The sequence below is a fragment of the Martelella mangrovi genome (genome assembly GCF_040545495.1).
Taxonomy (GTDB): Bacteria; Pseudomonadota; Alphaproteobacteria; order Rhizobiales; family Rhizobiaceae; genus Martelella; species Martelella mangrovi.
This window is the reverse complement of sequence record NZ_JBEPLY010000014.1, coordinates 36374-55254: the sequence shown is the minus strand read 5'-3', so window position 1 is coordinate 55254 and position 18881 is coordinate 36374. Positions and strand designations below refer to the sequence as shown.

At 60.8% G+C, this 18881-nt stretch carries 17 protein-coding genes; 8 read left to right on the top strand and 9 right to left on the bottom strand.

The annotated features are described in order from the left end of the window. Positions 1-9: 9 nt before the first annotated feature. The 8 genes from tilS to ybgC all read right to left on the bottom strand — a co-directional run bounded on the left by tilS (position 10) and on the right by ybgC (position 7623). Positions 10-1344, bottom strand: a complete 1335-nt coding sequence (tilS, locus tag ABID12_RS17360) for a tRNA lysidine(34) synthetase TilS (RefSeq protein ID WP_354435399.1) — start codon at positions 1342-1344, stop codon at positions 10-12. Beyond that, positions 1344-2135, bottom strand: a complete 792-nt coding sequence (ybgF, locus tag ABID12_RS17355) for a tol-pal system protein YbgF (RefSeq protein ID WP_354435398.1) — start codon at positions 2133-2135, stop codon at positions 1344-1346. The genes tilS and ybgF overlap by 1 nt, the downstream gene beginning before the upstream one ends. A gap of 194 nt (positions 2136-2329) precedes the next feature. After that, positions 2330-2875 carry a peptidoglycan-associated lipoprotein Pal gene (gene pal / locus ABID12_RS17350; RefSeq protein ID WP_106301501.1) on the bottom strand — a complete coding sequence of 182 codons (546 nt, stop codon included), beginning with the start codon at positions 2873-2875 and terminating at the stop codon, positions 2330-2332. A gap of 210 nt (positions 2876-3085) precedes the next feature. Next, positions 3086-4393 (bottom strand): Tol-Pal system beta propeller repeat protein TolB, encoded by a 1308-nt coding sequence (gene tolB / locus ABID12_RS17345; protein ID WP_106301504.1) that lies wholly within the window; start codon positions 4391-4393, stop codon positions 3086-3088. A gap of 79 nt (positions 4394-4472) precedes the next feature. Beyond that, positions 4473-5627: a hypothetical protein gene (locus ABID12_RS17340; RefSeq protein ID WP_354435395.1), complete on the bottom strand. Its 1155-nt coding sequence runs from the start codon at positions 5625-5627 to the stop codon at positions 4473-4475. Positions 5628-5636: 9 nt separating this feature from the next. Beyond that, positions 5637-6089, bottom strand: a complete 453-nt coding sequence (gene tolR / locus ABID12_RS17335) for a protein TolR (protein ID WP_106301510.1) — start codon at positions 6087-6089, stop codon at positions 5637-5639. A 21-nt stretch (positions 6090-6110) separates the two neighbouring features. Next, the gene (tolQ, locus tag ABID12_RS17330) at positions 6111-6830 is read right to left on the bottom strand and encodes a protein TolQ (protein ID WP_106301512.1); all 720 of its coding nucleotides are present in this window, start codon (positions 6828-6830) and stop codon (positions 6111-6113) included. 328 nt (positions 6831-7158) lie between these two features. Next, positions 7159-7623, bottom strand: a complete 465-nt coding sequence (gene ybgC, locus ABID12_RS17325) for a tol-pal system-associated acyl-CoA thioesterase (RefSeq protein ID WP_106302162.1) — start codon at positions 7621-7623, stop codon at positions 7159-7161. Positions 7624-7819: 196 nt separating this feature from the next. Between ybgC and ABID12_RS17320 the strand changes: the two genes are divergently transcribed. The 4 genes from ABID12_RS17320 to ABID12_RS17305 all read left to right on the top strand — a co-directional run bounded on the left by ABID12_RS17320 (position 7820) and on the right by ABID12_RS17305 (position 11593). Beyond that, a complete protein-coding gene (locus tag ABID12_RS17320; RefSeq protein WP_354435392.1) occupies positions 7820-9040 on the top strand; it encodes an NAD-dependent epimerase/dehydratase family protein in 1221 nt (406 codons plus the stop codon). A gap of 4 nt (positions 9041-9044) precedes the next feature. Continuing rightward, positions 9045-9905 carry a glycosyltransferase gene (locus ABID12_RS17315; protein ID WP_354435390.1) on the top strand — a complete coding sequence of 287 codons (861 nt, stop codon included), beginning with the start codon at positions 9045-9047 and terminating at the stop codon, positions 9903-9905. After that, on the top strand, positions 9902-10819 hold the full coding sequence (locus ABID12_RS17310) for an NAD-dependent epimerase/dehydratase family protein (protein WP_354435388.1): 918 nt from the start codon (positions 9902-9904) through the stop codon (positions 10817-10819). Before ABID12_RS17315 ends, ABID12_RS17310 begins: the two co-directional genes overlap by 4 nt. A gap of 84 nt (positions 10820-10903) precedes the next feature. After that, entirely contained in the window at positions 10904-11593 is a 690-nt protein-coding gene (locus tag ABID12_RS17305) for an HAD family hydrolase (RefSeq protein WP_354435386.1), read from the top strand. A 249-nt stretch (positions 11594-11842) separates the two neighbouring features. Here ABID12_RS17305 and ABID12_RS17300 read toward each other — a convergent pair whose 3' ends face one another. Further along, the gene (locus ABID12_RS17300; RefSeq protein ID WP_106301526.1) at positions 11843-12376 is read right to left on the bottom strand and encodes a hypothetical protein; all 534 of its coding nucleotides are present in this window, start codon (positions 12374-12376) and stop codon (positions 11843-11845) included. A 201-nt stretch (positions 12377-12577) separates the two neighbouring features. Between ABID12_RS17300 and thrC the strand changes: the two genes are divergently transcribed. The 4 genes from thrC to ABID12_RS17280 are packed head-to-tail and all read left to right on the top strand — an operon-like array spanning position 12578 to position 18877. Beyond that, complete coding sequence (thrC, locus tag ABID12_RS17295; protein ID WP_354435384.1) at positions 12578-13975, top strand: threonine synthase; 1398 nt, start codon at positions 12578-12580, stop codon at positions 13973-13975. A 16-nt stretch (positions 13976-13991) separates the two neighbouring features. Beyond that, a complete protein-coding gene (locus ABID12_RS17290; RefSeq protein ID WP_354435382.1) occupies positions 13992-15290 on the top strand; it encodes a M16 family metallopeptidase in 1299 nt (432 codons plus the stop codon). Between the two features lie 59 nt (positions 15291-15349). After that, entirely contained in the window at positions 15350-15970 is a 621-nt protein-coding gene (locus ABID12_RS17285; RefSeq protein ID WP_354435380.1) for a GNAT family N-acetyltransferase, read from the top strand. A gap of 9 nt (positions 15971-15979) precedes the next feature. Next, positions 15980-18877: an EAL domain-containing protein gene (locus tag ABID12_RS17280; RefSeq protein WP_354435378.1), complete on the top strand. Its 2898-nt coding sequence runs from the start codon at positions 15980-15982 to the stop codon at positions 18875-18877. Positions 18878-18881 lie beyond the last annotated feature (4 nt).

Below are 18881 nucleotides of genomic sequence, written 5' to 3'. Positions count from 1 at the left end.
TTCATTTTCTCAACGTAAATAGGTTGCGGCCGGTTCACGATAGGCCGCATGCGTGAAAGCCGCAGCCATCATATTTGCCAGTGTCAGGTCGAATCCCGGCAAAAACCGGTCGAACGGCGCGAGATAGACACCCGTCGGAAGTACCTGCTTCCCCGCAGTATCCATGGCCACGGGGCACACGGCGGCGGCAAGATGGGCAAGCCGCGGCGGCAGCCCTGAAAAAGCGTCTGCATCGCCCGCGCCATCCGGGCCTGCCGGCCGGATGCGCAGTGCCGCCTGCGACCGGTTTTCAAAGCAAAAGCGCCCATCCCAGACGGCGCTCCCGCCCGGCGCGATTTCCGTTTCCGGCAGGCCGCGCCGTTCACGCAGAATGAACAGATGCCCACGGTGCCTCTCGAAAAGGCAGCGTCCGGCCGTCATGCGGGCGCCGTGCGGCGCTGTGCAGAGCGCGGTCACGCGATCCAGCACATCGCCACCGGGGCCATAGGAAAGGCCGCCAAGCGCGGGAACAAGAATATTGAGCAGATAACGGGCCGCGTCCCCGGCGCCGAGAAGACCGTCAATATCGAGCTGCGCCACGGTGGCGCCGTGGATCGTGGCGATACCGGCAAAAAGGTGTGCTGCACTGCGCGACAATCTGTCCCGCGCTTGCGCTGCCTTTTCCGCATCGGCTGCCAATGTTTCGACGGTTTCCTGAATGCTCTGGCGCGTCCGCACCCGTTCATAATGCGCGTCGTCATTGCTCGGATCATCGATCCAGGACAGACCGTTCAGTGTAAGAAAATCGCGGATGGCGCTGCGTCCGATCTTCAAAAACGGTCGCGCGATCCAGTGCCTTCCCTCGATCAGGGTTTTGTCGGCCATGCCGGTCAAGACTGTCGAAGCGCCGCGACTGGCGCGCATGGCGAAGGTTTCGGCCTGGTCGTCCATCGTATGGGCAACGGCGATGACATCGGCGCCGCAGCGGCCGGCCAGAGAGGAAAGCAGGCGATAGCGCGCATGGCGGGCGGCGACCATCAGCCCGGACTGTGGCTTGTCATCGGCCCAGACAAGGGTGTGATGGGCAATGCCGCGTTCGGCACAAAAAGCGCCGACCCAGAGCGCCTCGTCAGCCGCTTCGGGGCGCAGACCGTGATCGACCGTTGCAGCCGTCAGCTGGATATCGTTCCTGCCGGATATCGTTTTTGCCGCCAAAAGTGCTGAGAGCAGCCCGATCGAATCGCCGCCGCCGGAAACGGCAACGAGAACATGGCAGTGCGGTTTCAGCTGTAAAACAAAGTCCTGTGCAGCGCGCAGCGGTGCGCTGCGGGCCAGCGTATCGGCAGCCGGGATCGACGCCGCCATCAGCATCCGTTGGCCGACTGCTCCGAGCGGGCCTTGTCCAGAACGGCCTGTGCCGCATCGGGGTAACGCACCGGCACCTCGGCAAAGGTCGCGCAGGCGGCGTCCTTGTTATCCATACCGGCAAGCGACTGGCCGAGTTTCAGCAGCATTTCAGGGGCCTTGTCGGAATTGCCATAGGCCTTGTAGGCGTTGAGGAAGGTCTTGGCGGCCTCGTTGTATTTCTGCTGGGCCAGCATCGATTCGCCAAGCCAGAAGCTCGCATCGGGAATGAGCGGGCTGTCGGGGTAGCTCAGCACAAACTCGCCAAAGGCATTTTCGGCCTGCGGATAATCGCCGGACAGGACGAGATTATAGGCCGTGTTGTAGAAGGCGGCATCGTCACCGCCCCCTTCCGCTCCCTCGGGCAGGTCCGGCGAAACATCGCCGGGAATGCTCGCGTCATTCATCGCGCTGTCGGGCATGGGCGGCGGATTGTCGATCGAAGCCGCCTCATTGTCAGTCCCGTTGTCCGGCGATGGTTCGGATGATGAAGGTGCGGACGGCGTTGCCATGCCACTTTCCAGATCCTGCAGCCGGAATTCCATATCCTCCTGCAATTTGCGGATCCGTTCCTCCATCTGCAACATCTGGAAGCTCAGATCCTCAACCTGGCCGTTGAGGTTCCTGACCTGCTCTTCAAGCTGCATGATCCGCATGGCAGGATCGGTCGCCTGGACCTGAACGGTCTGGGGTTGCGTGTTGCCTCTTGCCGGAAACACCGAAAAGCCGGCAGCCCCAGCACTTGCCTGCATCCCCAAAAAGGCGCTCCCCGCCAACAGACATAAAAATGCTTTTCTCATGATCCCTTCCTAAAGCCGGTAAAATGGACTTGCGTGTCGTCGGACACGATATTTCCGGCCATATTTAGATCAAAAAGCACTTTCTTGCACTGCAGACACAAAAAAACCGGCCAAAAGCCGGTTTTTCTTCATATCCATTGGCCGGATCAGCTTCCGGCGCCACCCAGCACGGTGACCGTACGACGGTTCTGCGACCAGCAGGAAATGTTGTCGCAGACAGCGACAGGCCGTTCCTTGCCGTAGGAGATCGTCGAAATCCGGTTGGCCGGAATACCGCGCGAAACCAGGTAATTCTTGGTGGCCGTGGCGCGCCGTGCGCCAAGCGCAAGGTTATATTCGCGTGTGCCGCGCTCGTCGGCATGACCGGCAATGCGGATCGAATAGCTGGTATAGCGCTGCAGCCACTGGGCCTGTTTGTCGAGCGTCTGGGCGGCAATCGGGGTGATCGCGGCCGAATCGGTCTCGAAATAGACCGTATCGCCGACATTGAGGTCAAAATCCTGCGTGGTGCCGGGAGAGGCAACACCGGCATTGGCGCCCGCCACACCCTGACCGCCGCTACCGGGCAGGTTTTCCTGTTTGGAAGCGCAGCCGGCAAGGCCGAGCGCCATCACCGCACAGAGCGCAACAACGGCAGGTCTCATCGCTTTCTTCCTCGAAAGGCCTTCAAATCCAAGCATAGCTCGGCTCATTACCGCTCTCCTTCAAGCGTTCCAATTTCGTGTCCGACACCGGAAAATCGGTTCAGGTACGCCATGATAACCGATGGTCTGCCGATCGGTTGCGCAACGTCTGCGACAGACCGGTCAATGTCGACACATGCCTAGCAAATCGCCGTTAACCACCCCTCAACGAAGATCGTTAACAAACAGTAAATGTGCAGCCGAAAACCGCCTTCGCCACTACTCCAGAAGCGGCGACCAGGCCGGGTCCGAAGCATAGTCGGGCGTTGAAATCCGCTGTTCATTGTAGCCCGTCAGGTCGATGGAATAAAGGTGTGGACCGCCCTCGCCGGCATTCTGACGGAAGAACATCAGGACGCGGCCATTCGGCGCCCATGTCGGACCTTCATTGTGGAAGCCGGTGGTCAGAATGCGCTCGCCGCTGCCGTCCGGCTTCATCACGCCAATGGAGAACTTGCCCCCGGACTGTTTGGTGAACGCGATCAGGTCGCCGCGCGGAGACCATACCGGCGTCGAATAGCTGCCGTCGCCAAACGAGATACGGTGCTGGTTCGAGCCATCGGCGTTCATGACGTAGAGCTGCTGACGGCCGCCGCGGTCGCTTTCAAACACAATCTGGTTGCCGTCGGGCGCATAGGACGGCGATGTGTCGATGGCGGACGTGCTGGTCAGCCGCGTCGTGGCGCGGGTCCTGAGATCCATGGTGTAGATATTGGCATTGCCGTCCTGCTGCAGGCTCATGATGATGCGCTGGCCGTTCGGCGAAAACCGTGGCGCAAAGGTCATTCCCGGGAAATTGCCGACGACCTCGCGCTGTCCCGTCTCCAGCTGCAGCAGGTAGACGCGCGGCTGGTCGTTTTCATAGGACATGTAGGTGACTTCCTGCCGGTTCGGCGAGAACCGCGGCGTGAGCACCATATACTGACCATCCGTCAGCATGCGGACATTGTGGCCGTCCTGATCCATGATCGCGAGCTGGCGCTTGCGGTCGGTCTTCGGGCCGCTTTCGGAAACATAGACGATGCGGCTGTCGAAATAGCCCTGCTCGCCCGTCAGCGCCTGATAGATGGAATCGGCAATGATGTGGGCAACGCGACGCCAGTTGTCGGGCTGGGTGAAAAACTGCTGACCGATGATCTGCTGGCCGGCATAGGTATCCCAAAGCCTGAACTCCGAACGCAGGCGGCCGTCCGGCTCACGGGTAACCCGGCCGACGACCAGAGCCTCGGCATTGATCAGCCGCCAGTCCTCGAAACGCGGTGTCTGATCCGGATCGTTGATCTGCTGGATGAAGGCCGAGCGGTCAACCGCCTTGAACAGACCCGAGCGCTCGAGATCGTCGGCGATCACGCCGGAAATATCCGTTCCCAGCCCGTCATCCGATATGAAATCGGTAATCGCTATCGGCAGCGGCTGGACATTGCCGCGCGAAATGTCGATTTCGACCAGCGCATTGGCTGGTGCGACGAACAGAAGGCCGAAACCGGCCCAGGCGACGGAAAGAAATACGAGACAGCGTTTAAGCATGGCAGGACAGGCCTTTCAGCGTTGATTGCGTCGGTCTGATGCGGATGGCGATACCGGTCCGCAGTCCTCCGGTTAAAAGTTAAAGCATCTGGCTTGGATCAAAGTTCACGATAACTTCGCTCCAGGCGTCATATTTTTCTGGCGGAAGTTGGACGAAGGGCGAGGATTTCAGCACCGCACGGCGGGCGCCGCCGGCGAGAATCCGCCGTGCGCTTTCACTTCCCCCCGTTGCCGTCACCTCGGGTGCTCCGACAATCGCACCGGACGGATCGAGCTTCATGTGTATGCGTATGCGCACCCCTTCCGCGCCGTCAAGACCGGCCAGGATCGACCAGTTGCGCTGGATCTGACCGCGCAGCGCATCCAGCTCGCTCTGGGAAAGCTGTGCATTGCTGGTGTTGCGTTCCGTCCCCAGCGCCGCCGGTGTTTCGCTGCGCTGTGCGCCGCCGCCGGTTGCCTCGGTCCGGTTCAGGAGCGCGGCAATGTCATCGACATTGAAGTCATCTTCTTCCGTCGTGGTCGAGGCCGTGGTCTGGCTGTCGGTGCGCTGTGCCTGCGCCGTGCGGGTTTGCTGTGCCGGTTCGGGCGGACGTCGCGTCGGAAGCGGCGCCTGGTCGGGGAAGGCCAGTTCCGGCTCTTCGGGCTCGGCAGGCGCTTCAGGTTCCGGCTCGGGCTCGGGTGCAGCGGTCTCAGCGGGTTCCGGTGTCGGCGCCGGGGCCGGTTCGGGGACCACTGCGGCCTCGGGCTGAGGCGCAGGTGCGGGTTCAGGTGATGGCGTCGGCTCGGGCGCAGGCGTTGGTTCCGGCGCCGGTGCTGGCTCCGGCGCGGGTTCCGGGCGCTCGGCCGGCGTGGGCGGCGGCGTTTCGGCCACGTCTTCCTGCGGCGCCGGCTCCGGTGTTTCAGCCGCCGACGGCGTTGGAAGTGCGGCCTGGTCCTGCTCGACATCGGCAGGCGCCGCCTCCGGCGCGGTATTCAGGTCGATGTCGTTTTCACCGACATTCTGCGCATCGGCCACCTGATCCTGCCGCCGCGTCGGGATCGGCGCGGCGATGTCGGCAAGATCGGCATTTTCATCGCCTTGCTGCACCTGCGTGACATCCTCCACCGGGATCAGCGTCACCGGCAATGCATCGACATCCGCCACTTCCATCGATGGCGGCGTGCCGAGCAGAAACACTGCCCAGCCAATGACCAGACAGTGGAGAACAAAAGAGATGGCAAGGCTGCGCGTCATGGCGAAAGATCAGCTATCCTGTTCCTGCAGGGTCACCAGTCCGATATTCTTGAAACCGGCCGCGGAAATCCGCGCCATGACCTGCATCACCGTGCCGTAACCGGCACTGGCATCGCCGCGCACATAGATACGCTCGCTGTAGCCGGTGGTGGCAATCGCCTCGAGCTTCGGCACGACTTCATCGATCCCGATCTCGGTCTCCTGCAGGAAGATCTGGCCTTCCGGATTGACTGAAATCGTGATCGGCTGGGTATCGGAGTTAAGCGCCTGCGCCTGCGTCTCCGGCAGATCGATCGGCACGCCGACGGTCATCATCGGTGCGGCAACCATGAAGATGATCAAAAGCACCAGCATGACGTCGACGAGCGGCGTCACGTTGATTTCGCTGACAGGACCGCGGCGGCCGCGCCTGCGTCCGCGGCGGCTTCCGCCTGTCGCACTTGTTCCTGCGGTCATTCCCATATCGCTATCCCCTTCCAGGCTTTATTCCGCAGCCGGGCGCGACTGGAGTTTCTCATCGATCTGGCGCGACAGGATCGCGGCAAATTCGTCGGCAAAGCCTTCCATGCGGCCAATCAGCTTGCCGGAATCGGCAGAGAGCTTGTTATAGGCGATAACGGCGGGAATAGCCGCGACCAGACCGATGGCAGTGGCCAGCAGCGCTTCGGCGATACCGGGAGCGACAACGGCGAGATTGGTCGATTTCGAACCGGCAATTGCCTGGAACGAGGTCATGATACCGACCACCGTGCCGAACAGACCGACGAAGGGGGCGGCAGAACCGGTACTGGCCAGAAAGCCGAGACGGGCCTCAAGCTTGTCCGATTCGCGCTGGATGGCCACATCCATCGCCTTTTCAACGCGCATCTGCAGGCCGACCGGCGCACGGGCGCCGCGTTCGAAGGATTTTTTCCACTCGCGCATGGCGGCCACGAAAACCGCGGACATGCCGGAGGTCTTACGCTCGGAAAGATTCGAATAGAGTTTTTCCAGCGACGTGCCCGACCAGAAGGCATCCTCGAACTGGTTATAGGCGCGGCGTTCCTTGTTGTAGGCAATGATCTTCTCGATCACGATCGCCCACGTCCAGACTGAAGCGGCAATCAGGCCGATCATCACCAGTTTGACGATCAATCCGGCCTGCATGAAGAGCGCCAGCAAGCCGACATCGGCGTGTGCTGCTTCCAACCCAAGCTGTTCCATGTGACGTAAGTCCTTGAATATAGGGGCCCGGCTTACCGGGCGGGTACAGTTAGAGCCGCCTGCGAGTCAGTTTCGGTTTACGATGGGATTTGCAGAAGTGCACATATCAGCTCCATCTCGTACAAAAACGTGGTGAAAGCTGGGCAAACCGGCCCGAAATCCCGCTTCTCGCATGAAACATGATCATGGTTAACACCCGGTTACCGGCGGTCCCGGAGACCCTGAAACCTATGGCAGCTAGTCAAAATCACGACCCCGCAAAGCGGCGGCGAAATTCCTTCACATAATACTCATGTTTTAGCAAGCCCGCGATTGTCAAGCTTTTGGCTTATTCGCCCTGCCCGCCAAGCAATGTACGGGCAAGTTCATCCGGCATCCGTCGGGCGCGACCGTGCTTGTTGATCACCACCACCGTGACGGTCGCCGTCGTCAACAGCACGCCATTGGCCGAGATCGACTGCTCAAGCACCATGCGCGCACCGGTCACCCTCGCCGTCGTCGTGGTGATCTCAAGAATATCGTCCATGCGGGCCGGACGGATGAATTTGAGGTCCATGTGATGAACCGCAAATGCCAGCCCTTCCTCATCGATCGTATAAAGCGTGCGCTGCTCGACACCGAGGCAGCGCAGGTAATCGGTGCGGCCGCGTTCGAAAAAATGAAGATAGCGGGCGTGATAGACGACACCTGAAAAATCGGTGTCCTCATAATAGACCCGCTGGCGCAGATGATGTTTTCCGGGTTCGAGCCAGCCGCTCAGATCCGATGTATTTTCACCGCTTTTTTCCGTCATGCCGGACCTCATTGAAGCGTTTTCGGCTCTCTCCTAATCCAGAGCGGAGCGGCTTCGCAACCGTAAAACCGGCAACGGAAAGGGTCCGGCCTGCGGCATCAGTATCGATTGCGTAAAAAAAACATTGCATTTATGTCATACTGGAGTCGGTTAACATCGAAATTCACTGCATGAGAAAACAGATCGGAGTGGCTCCATGAAAATTGCGGTTATGGGCGGAGACGGGTTTATCGGATGGCCTACGTCGCTGCATCTGTCTGATGCCGGACACGAAATCCATATCATCGACAATCTGTCGCGGCGCTGGATCGACACCGAACTCGGCGTTCAGTCGCTCACGCCGATGGACTCCATTCAGGAGCGCACCCGTATCTGGCATGCCGAAACCGGCCGCCGGATTCATTTTCATCTCATCGACCTCGCCAAGGATTATGAAATCCTGAAGAAATGGCTGGAGGATGAAAAGCCGGACGCCATCATCCATTTCGCCGAGCAGCGCGCAGCCCCCTACTCGATGAAGTCCGACCGCCACAAGAACTACACGGTCGACAACAATGTGAATGCGACGCACAACCTGTTGAATGCGCTCGTCGAGATCGATCTCGATGCCCATGTCATCCATCTCGGCACCATGGGCGTTTACGGCTATTCGACCGTCGGCGCGGCCATCCCGGAAGGTTATCTGCCGGTCGATATCGAGGCCACGACGGGCGAAAAGGTTTCCCAGGAAATCCTCTACCCCGCCAATCCGGGCTCGATCTACCACATGACCAAGTGCCTGGATCAGCTGCTGTTCGCCTTCTACGCCAAGAATGACGGGCTTCGGATCACCGACCTGCATCAGGGCATTGTCTGGGGCACCCATACCGAACAGACCAAGCGCCACGAACAGCTGATCAACCGCTTCGACTATGACGGCGATTACGGCACGGTGCTGAACCGCTTCCTGATTCAGGCGGCAATCGGCTATCCGCTGACCGTCCACGGCGTCGGCGGCCAGACCCGCGCCTTCATCCATATTCAGGATTCGGTGCGCTGTATCGAGCTGGCGCTCAACAATCCGCCGGAGCGCAACAGCCGCGTTGAAATCTTCAACCAGATGACCGAGACCCACCGGGTGCGCGATCTGGCGAAGATGATCTCCGAAATGAGCGGCACCGAAATCGCCTGGCTGCCCAACCCGCGCAAGGAAGCGCCGGAAAACGAACTGATCGTCAATAACGACAAGTTCCTCTCGCTCGGCCTCAACCCGACGACGCTGAAGGAAGGTCTTCTGGAAGAGATCGTCGACATCGCCAAGAAATATGCCTACCGCGTCGACCGCAAGCGCGTTCCGGCCGTTTCGGCATGGACCAAGGATATTGCCACAACGATCAATCGCGATCCGGAAGGCAAGTCGCTGAAATCGGTTTCGTGATCCGATGACTGATCCTGCACACGAAGGCGTCCGCCGCAGCGCGGACGCCAAGGCCCCCTTTGCCTTCGTCACACTGGTGACCAACGCCGATTACGCCATGGGCGCGCTGGCGCTGGCGCGGTCAATCTTTCTGACCGGCACGCCGGCCGATGTTGTCGTGCTGCATACCGGCGGCACGCCCGAAGAAAGCCTGAAACAGCTCGAGGATATCGGCTGCCGGCTGATCGGCGTCGACCATCTGCCGTTATCGGAAGCCTTCAATGCCCGCCATGCGCGCCGCGAAGTTCACGGCAATGCCCCCTTCACCAAGGGCCGCAAGCCGGACTTCCACACGCCGCTCGACAATTTCTGCAAGATCAGGCTCTGGCAGCTGACCGAATACCACGCCACCGTGTTCATCGATGCCGATGCGATCGTGCTGAAGAATATCGACAAGCTGTTCTTCTACCCGGAATTTTCCGCAGCACCCAATGTCTATGAAAGCGTTGCGGATTTTCACCGGCTGAATTCCGGCGTGTTTGTTGCCCGACCGGACATGACGACCTATGAGGCCATGCTGGAAGCGCTCGATGCGCCGGATGCCTTCTGGCGGCGGACCGACCAGACCTTCCTTCAGGAATTCTTTCCTGACTGGCATGGCCTGCCGGTGTTCATGAACATGCTGCAATATGTCTGGTTCAACCTGCCGGACCTCTGGAACTGGTCCGATATCGGCGTGCTGCACTACCAGTATGAAAAGCCGTGGGAGGACGACCACCCGCGCGCCGAACAATTGAAACCGCTGATCGATCTCTGGTGGGCCTATTTCGACGGCGACAAGATTCCGGATATCGCAACGCTCGAAAACCCGAAAAAACCGGCATGAAGCACATTCTCGTCAGTGGCGGCACCGGTCTGGCCGGTCGCTATATCGTGGAAGGTTGTCTCGCGGCAGGCCATCAGGTCTCCGTCGCCGGCCGTTCCGCGCCGCCAGACGGGCTGTTTTCACCCGCCGTCGGCTACAGGCCGCTCGACCTTTCGGCCGAGCGCGTCTCCGACGAGCTGTTTGAAGATATCGACGCATTCGTCCACGCTGCTTTCTCCCATGTGCCGGGACGCTATCGCGGCGGCGAGGGAGACGATCCGGCCGGTTTCGTGAAGCTGAATGTCAATGGCAGCATTGCCCTGTTCGAGGCTGCCCGGGCGGCCGGGGTGCGGCATTGCGTTTTTCTGTCGAGCCGTGCCGTGTTTGACGGCTACCCTGATGCAACACCGTTGCCGGAGACCCTTGTGCCCAATCCGGCAAGCCTTTACGGCACCATCAAGTTCGAAACCGAAAAGGCGCTTGCAGCCCTTGCCAGACCCGGCTTCGTGCCGGTGAGCCTGCGCGCCACCGGCATTTACGGCGACCTGTTTCCCAACAAGTGGGAAGCACTTTTCGAAAACTATCTCGCGGGCCGAACGATCGAACCAAGAGCAGGCAGCGAACTGCACGGACGCGATCTTGCGGACGCGGTTCTGGCCGTTCTCGGCGCGCCGATCCCCAAGGTTTCGGGAAAAGCGCTCCACGTCTCCGATATCGTGGTCGACAACCACACGATCCTTGCGCCGCTGAAGGCGGCGCTCGCCTCGCCTCACCCGCTCCCCGCACGCGCCGATCATGACCGCATCAATGTGATGGCGACCAGCCGGCTCAATGCGCTTGGCTGGCGCACGGGCGGCATTCCGCTTTTCAGCGCCACGCTGCAAACGCTGGTCGAGGGTTTTCTGGCCCGGCAGGACGGCCGCGAGCATTCATGAAATTGATCTGACCGCCGATCAATACTATGTGCGACGTGCTATCGTCCCACACCCCGGGACATCAATGACCAACAGGATTTATCAATGAGCCGCTTTGACCTCATCATATTCGACTGCGACGGCGTTTTGGTCGATTCGGAAATTCTCGCCGCGCAGGTGGAATCGAAACTCCTGACCGAGGCCGGCTATCCGATCACGGCCGGCGAAATCGGCGAACGGTTTGCCGGCATGACCTGGCGCGACATCCTGCTGGCGGTCGAAAAAGAAGCGGCAATTCCGCTGCAGGCAACGCTGATCGACGAGTCCAAAACGATTCTCGATGAACGTCTGAAACGCGAACTGCAACCGATCCCCGGCGTAAGAGAGGCCGTGGCCCAGCTTTCCGAACCGCGCTGCATATGCTCCAATTCGAGCGAAGAACGGATCAGGATGATGCTGACCAAGGTCGGCCTGCTCGACATTTTCGAGCCCAACATCTTTTCCGCCGAAAGCCTTGGGCCCGACCGGGTCAAGCCGAAGCCGGACATATTCCTGCACGGCGCTGAAAAAATGGGGGCGAAACCGAAAAATACGCTGGTGATCGAGGATTCCGTTCACGGCATCACCGGCGCAACGGCAGCCGGCATGCGTGTTATCGGCTTTACGGGCGCATCGCATACCACGCCAAGCCATGCCGATCAGCTGACCGAGGCCGGTGCGGAAACCGTGATCCACCGGATGGAAGACCTGCCGGCAGTGGCAACCGCGCTTCTGGAATGGTCGGACGCCGTTTAACGGCGCCCCAGACTGCTGACAAACCCGAAGACGTACGGGTTGTTGCCTCCGTCAGCCGTCCCCACAGGTGTCATGCTCGGACGTGATCCGAGCATCCATTCCACTCAGCCCTTTGACAAGAAAGGGTTTCAAGAAAGCGTACATCGTGTGGCCCTGGATCCTCGGGTCGAGCCCGAGGATGACCCGGAGTGAGGGGCAGGTTTATCAACAAACCGGGACGCCGTTTAACGGCGCCCGCATCCTCCAGGCTCAGTTAACGCCGACCCTCACGCGGGTATTCTCGCCTGCCGTGGGGGGCACCGGAATATTGTCGGCCTTGAACAGGAACTGCGTCGAAAGCCCCTCGGCGGGCAGCTCGACTTCCTGCGTGATGACCTGATCGTAAAGCGCGACGGAGCCGTCAACCAGCTCGACATGTACCGGCACCTTGTAGGTCCCGGGGCTTGCCTTCGGACCGCCGATCAGGCGGCCGGCAACGGCGACCTGCAGCAACAGCTGATCACCGCTCGGCGCCACAGAGCAGGTGCGTGTATATTCCGACAGGGAAACCTGATAGGCCAGATCGTCCGCATCATCGGAACTCGAAGGCGAATAGATACGCTTGAAGGTCTGGTCGTCATCCAGCATGGCCTTCGGGCAGATACGCGAAAGCGCGGTCAGATTGATGCCCGGCGTGATCGGCTGGGCCGGCGCGGGTTCCGGCTCAGGTTCGGTTGTTGAACAGGCCGCGAGCCCGACAAGGGCCAAAGCAGCAGCCAGACGGCGGGTTGTGCGAAATGACACGGCGAGTATTCCTTTCCTCTCTCAAGGGCTTTTCAAGCCCTCCGGCTTTGTTCTATATCAGCGCAAACGCAAGAATTCGATTGTCTGGCATGACCCGCAGCCACGCGCCACGCCCGAAGCCTTCCCGAGACAACCGGTAAGGCCTGAGCGTGCCACAAGCTAGACATTTTACGACACCTGGCAAGCATAAAGGGGCTTTGCGTGGACTATATTTCGACGCGGGGCGATGCTCCGACCCTCGGTTTTTCCGACGCGCTTCTCGCCGGACTGGCATCTGACGGCGGTCTTTACCTGCCGCGCGAATGGCCGCAGATGTCCACAGAAGATATTCGCGCGCTGCGCGGCAAGTCCTATCAGGAAATCGCCTTTATCATCCTCAAGCCGTTTGTCGGCGGCGAAATTCCCGATGACCGCCTGCGCTCGATGATCGACGAGGCCTACGCCACCTTCCGGCACGAGGCAGTAACGCCGATTGTCCAGAGCGGGGCAAACCGCTTCACGCTCGAACTGTTCCATGGCTCGACGCTGGCGTTCAAGGATGTCGCCATGCAGCTTCTGGCGCGGCTGATGGATTATGCGCTGGAAGCCCGCGGCACACGCGCGACGATCGTCGGCGCAACATCGGGCGATACCGGCGGGGCGGCAATCGATGCCTTTTCGGCAAGCACGCGCACCGACATCTTCATCCTGTTTCCGCACGGCAAGGTCTCGCCGGTCCAGCAGCGGCAGATGACCACGCTCGGCGCGCCGAATGTCCACGCGATTGCCGTCGAAGGGCATTTCGACGACTGCCAGAACTTGGTCAAGGCGATGTTCGCCGATGGCGGTTTTCGCGACGAGGTGAAGCTTTCCGGCGTCAACTCGATCAACTGGGCGCGCATCATGGCGCAGGTGGTCTATTATTTCACCGCCGCCGTCTCGCTCGGAGCGCCCGACCGCGCGGTCGATTTCACCGTTCCGACCGGCAATTTCGGCGATATCTTCGCCGGCTATGTCGCGCGAAAGATCGGGCTGCCCATCGGCCGGCTGGTGATTGCCACCAACGAAAACGACATTCTGGCACGTGCGCTTGAAAGCGGCCGCTATGAAATGCGCGGCGTTGAGGCAACGACCTCGCCGTCGATGGACATCCAGATCTCGTCCAACTTCGAACGCCTGCTGTTTGAGGCAAGCGCGCGCGACGCCGGTTATATCCGCCGGGCCATGGCCGGGCTGAAACAGTCAGGCGCCTTCGACATCGAAGAAGAAACGCTCCAGCATATCCGCTCCGTATTTTCCGCCGGGCGCACCGATCAGCAGGATGCCGCAGCCGAGATCGCCCGCACGCTCAAAGAAACCGGCGTCGTGATTGATCCGCACACGGCTGTCGCAATGTCGGTTGCGCGGGCGCATCAGTCTGAAAACCCGATGGTGGTGCTCGCAACGGCGCACCCCGCCAAGTTTCCCGCCGCCGTAAAATCGGCTTGTGGTATTGACCCGGCGCTCCCGGCATGGCTTGCTGGCCTGATGGACAAGGAGGAGCATTTCAGTGTCCTTCCCCCCGAACTCGACGCGGTGGAAGCATTCGTTCGCAACGGATTGAGCACTGGACGCCAATGATAGGAAACAGGATCGCATGACAGTAGAGTACACCCGGCTTCCCTCCGGGCTGACCGTCGTCACCCAGAACATGCCTCATATCCAGAGCGTGGCGATCGGAACCTGGATCAAGTCGGGATCCCGCAACGAACTCCAGAACGAGCACGGCATCGCCCATCTTCTGGAACACATGGCCTTCAAGGGCACCAAGCGCCGGACTGCGCGTCAGATCGCCGAGGAAATCGAGAATGTCGGCGGCGAGGTCAACGCCGCGACCTCGACGGAGACGACCTCCTATTATGCGCGGGTTCTGAAGGACCACTTGCCGCTTGCCGTGGATATCCTCGCCGACATTCTGACCAGTTCGGCCTTTGACGAGGAAGAACTGGCGCGCGAGAAAAACGTCATTCTGCAGGAAATCGGCGCAGCCAACGATATCCCCGACGACGTGGTGTTCGACAATTTTGCCGGTGCGGCCTACCGCGACCAGATGATCGGCCGGCCGATCCTGGGCACGTCGGAAACGGTGATGGCCTTCACGCCGGACGATATCCGCCGCTATCTTGCCCGCAACTACACGACCGACCGAATCTATATCGTGGCAACCGGCGCTGTCGACCATGACGCCTTCGCCCGCCTTGTGGAAGACCGGTTCGCGGCCCTGCCGCAAAAGCCCGCAACACCGCCGCTGGTGGAAGCGGCAAACTATACCGGCGGCGAGGCCCGCGAAATGCGCAGCCTTTCCGATGCGCAGGTGATTCTCGGCTTCGAGGGACCGGCCTATCACGCCCAGGATTTCTACTGCTCGCAGATCCTGGCCAATGTGCTCGGCGGCGGCATGTCGTCCAGGCTGTTTCAGGAAGTCCGGGAAATCCGCGGCCTCTGCTATTCGGTCTACGCCTTCCACTGGGGCTTTTCCGATTCGGGCGTTTTCGCCGTGCACGCGGCAACCGGTGGCGACCAGTTGCCAGAACTGGTTCCGGTGATCATCAACGAGTTGCGCGAAGCGGCCGAAAAGGTCGATCCGACGGAAATCGAGCGCGCGCGCGCCCAGATCCGCGCGCAACTGCTGATGGGGCAGGAAAGTGCGGCCGCCCGCGCCGGACAGATCGCCCGCCAGGTCATGCTCTGGGGACGTCCGATCCCCAACGAGGAAATGATGATGCGGATCGAGAACATCACGCCCAGGAGACTGACGGATCTTGCCGGTCGCGCGTTCTACGATGCCACGCCGACGCTGTCGGCCGTCGGCCCCATCGAGCAGCTCGCGCCGCTTGACGAAATCGTCCAAAGCCTCGCCCTTCAGGAGAAGGAAACCGCCCCGGCGGGCCTTTGAAAGTGTGATGGCGAACGAACGACGCCAATTCGCCCTTATGCCCGGCAACGGCGGTCCTGATGAGTGGAGACAGTCGGTTGTTCGCCCTTTTTGCTGCGCCTAAGGCGCTCAGGCGACGCGGTTTCGCCATACAGTCCGAGACGCACCTGCTGCGCCTGCCCCGCGCCTCCGACTATCAGGCATGGCGGCAATTGCGGATACAAAGCCGCGCCTTCCTGCAGCCATGGGAGCCGCTGTGGAACGTCGACGACATGCGCGCGCGCGCCTTTCGCCGGCGCATCGATCGCCTGAACCAGGATTTCGACGAGGGCACCAGCATTCAGCTGTTCATCTTCCTGAAGGAAACCGACACGCTTGTCGGCGGCATAACCATCGGGCTGATCCGTCGGGGCGTCGCACAAATGTGCACGCTGGGCTACTGGATGGGCGAGCCCTATGCCGGCAAGGGCCACATGTTTGCAGCGCTTCAGATCGTAATTCCATATATCTTTCAGGAGTTGAGCTTGCACCGCATCGAGGCCGCCTGTATCCCCTCAAACAGGCGCAGTGCTTCGCTGCTGCAAAAAGCAGGCTTCACCAAGGAGGGGCATTTGCAAAAATACCTTCGCATCAACGGCCAATGGCAGGATCACCATCTTTATGCCCTGCTCAAAGATGACCATCGCGCCAAACGGAATTGAAGAGCTGAGATGCGAGTGCCCCTGAACCTTTCCCGGTTTTACCGATACGTCCTTGCCACCCTCGCGCTGATACTGGTGTTTCTGTCTGCGCCAGCCCAGACATTCGCGGTCGAGCCGGTGGAGGTGTCACGCGGCGATATCGCCATCGACCTCACCAATCAGATCGATCTCTATCCCAACGCAGGCAATGTCCTTCAGATTTCCACGGTTCCCGATGCCAACGGCATCAGACGCCGGATCGAGGTGCGCTCGAGCGATGCGGATCACCCCGGCGACTGGGCGGTGTTTTCGCTGGCCAATATTTCCGATGAGCAGCTCGAACGTCTGATCGTTGCACCGCATTTCCGCCTGCCCGCCTCCGGGCTGTTCTGGCCCGATCTTGGGTCTTCGCGGATTGCGGCAATCACGCCCTCGGAAGGCTTTGCGCTCAACCGTGTCGCAAGCGACGATGCCGATGTGTTTTCAATCACGCTCAATCCCGGCGCGGTCATCACCTTCGTGGCGGAGCTGAACACGGCGGAGCTGCCGCAGCTCTATCTCTGGCAGCCGGACGCCTACAAGGACACGGAAAACGCCTTCACGCTGTATCACGGCGTGGTGCTCGGCATTGCCGGGCTTCTGGCGGTTTTCCTGAGCATCCTGTTTGTGGTGAAGGGAACGACAGTCCTGCCGGCAACGGCTATGCTGGCATGGTCGGTTCTTCTGTTTGTCGCGATCGATTTCAATTTCCTCAACCAGTTGATCCCGCTGTCGCCCGGCGACCTGCGGATATGGCGGGCAAGCGCCGATGTCGCCGTCGCCTTCAGCCTTGTGGTGTTCCTGTTCACCTATCTCAATCTGGCCCGCTGGCATGCCCAGCTTGGCTATGCGGCAGCCGCCTGGGGTGTGCTGCTGATGGCGCTTTTTGCGCTGGCGCTGTTTGATCCGCCGGCAGCGGCCGGCATTGCCCGGATCTCGTTTGCGGCAACCGTGGTCGCCGGCATCGTGTTGATGATCTATCTGAGCCTGCGCCGCTATGACCGGGCCATCCTGCTGATGCCGGCCTGGGCGCTGATTGTCGCCTGGCTGTTTGCAGCCTGGATGACAGTCACCGGCCGCATCGACAACGACATTGTCGAGCCCGCGCTTGCCGGCGGTCTCGTCCTGATCGTGCTGCTGCTCGGCTTTACCGTCATCCAGCATTCCTTCGCCGGCGGGGCCTATCAACCCGGCCTGTTCTCCGATCTGGAGCGTCAGGCGCTGGCTTTGCTGGGAACGGAAGCGACGGTCTGGGACTGGGATGTGGGGCGTGACCGGATTGTCACCGAACCGGATTTCGCACCGAAACTGGGTCTTTCCCCCGGCGCGCTCAACGGTCCGGCCCGCACCTGGCTGCAATACCTGCATCCCGGCGACCGCGACCGGTTCCGGTCGACACTCGACCTGTTTCTCGAATGGCGACGCGGCCGGCTGAAGCTCGAATTTCGCATTCGCGCCAATGACGGTCATTACCACTGGATGCTGATCCGCGCCCGCCCCGTGCTCAGCACCGATGGCGAAGTGATCCGCTGCGTCGGCACGCTGACGGACCAGACCGACCACAAGGTCAGCACCCAGCGCCTGTTGCAGGATGCCGTTGTCGACAACCTGACGGGGCTTCCCAACCACACCATTCTCATCGACCGGCTGCAATGCCTGGTGACGATGTCGGCAACCGTGCCGGCAATGCAACCGACGCTGATCGTCGCCGATATCGACCGGTTCCACGATATCAACGAAACGCTTGGTTTTGCCGCCGGCGATAACATCCTGATTGCATTGACACGTCGCATACAGAGACTGTTGAAGCCGCAGGACACGCTGACACGGCTTTCCGGCAACAGCTTCGCCATCATCCTGCAGTCACAGACCAATCCCGATGCCGTTGCCGAATTCGCCGATGAACTGGTTGCCGCAATCGATGTGCCGATTACATTCGAAAACCGGGAGATTGCACTGACGGCATCGATCGGCATTGCGCCGTGGCACGACGGTCAGGAATCGGCGGAGACGTTCCTGGAGGATGCCCGGCTCGCCATGCAGCGCGCCAAGCGCATGGGCGGCAACACCGTCGAAACCTACCGGCCGGCTCTGCGCATGCTCGATGATGAGCGCAAACGCATGGAAGCCGATCTCGCCAGAGCCATAGACCGCAAGGAAATGTCGGTGTTCTACCGGCCGGTCATGCGCGCCGACAGTCACAAGGTGGCCGGCTTCAAATGCGTGCTCAACTGGAGACATCCCCAGCGCGGCGAAATTTCAACCGGCGAAATCTTCGAGATCAGCCGCGAGGCAGAGCGTTCGTCGGAACTGGTGCTCTACACCGTCTGGCAGGCGCTGGAAGACCTTGCCGCATGGCAGCAGGCTCTGCCGAAGGCCCGTCCCTTCGTTTCGATCGAGCTCAATTGTACGGAAATGCTCAGGACCAGTACGCTGATCGAGCTGGAAAGCCTCGTCCGGCAGTCCGAAAACGCGCCGCGTCAGGTCGTCTTCTCGATCCCCGAAGAAGTGATCCAGAAGGCTCCGGAACAGGCCAAGCTCGCGCTTCAGTATCTGCGCACCATCGGAACCGGCGTGACGCTGTCGGATTTCGGCAACGGCCAGGGATCACTGACGCTGCTCAAGGGCTTCCGTTTCGATGCAGCCTACATCGACAATGCGGTCTTCAAGCAGAATCAGGAGACCCAGACCGACCTGATCGAGGCGTTCACCAACCTGGCTTCGCGACTGGGCACGGCCGTCGGCGTCACCGACGTCGGCAGCGAGGTCGACGCGAAGGCCATTGCCGATGCCGGCTGCACCTATGCCAGCGGGCCGCTCTACGGCACATCCGTGGCAGCGCCCGTCGCACTGCGCCTGCTGAAGGAAGTCGCGGCCGCAGAGGCCTGATATC